At 62.2% G+C, this 405-nt stretch carries 1 pseudogene; it reads left to right on the top strand.

From position 1 onward, the window contains the following. Positions 1-405: pseudogene (locus KLP42_RS26710) on the top strand (terminase large subunit); the annotation flags it as partial.

Raw genomic sequence — 405 nt, 5'->3', positions numbered from 1 at the left:
TCGATCTGCCGGCGCTGATTGCCGGTGGCTATCCCTGTTATGGCGGGCTTGATCTGTCTCGCACGCGCGACTTTACCGCATTCACGCTGACCTGGGTGCTCGATGCCACCAAGGATGCCGAGCGGCTGGCGTCAAAGACATGGTTCTGGACGCCGGCCGATACGCTGAAGGACAGGGCCAATACCGACCAGGCGCCCTATGAGCTGTGGGTCGACCAGGCGCATATCGAGGCCGTGCCGGGCCAGCGGCTCAAATATTCCTGGCTTGCAGAGGCACTTGCCAGGCTTTGCGCCGTCTATGCGCCGCTCGAAATCGGCGGTGACCAGTACGGACTTGAGCAGTTGCAGGAGCATCTGTCCGCCGATGGTGTCAGTTTGCCGATCACCATCCACCCGCAGGGCTTCC

This window comes from Rhizobium sp. CSW-27, assembly GCF_018760785.1.
In the GTDB taxonomy this organism is placed as follows: Bacteria; Pseudomonadota; Alphaproteobacteria; order Rhizobiales; family Rhizobiaceae; genus Neorhizobium.
The sequence above is the reverse complement of the archived record's forward strand: the minus strand, read 5'-3'. Positions and strand labels throughout refer to the sequence as shown.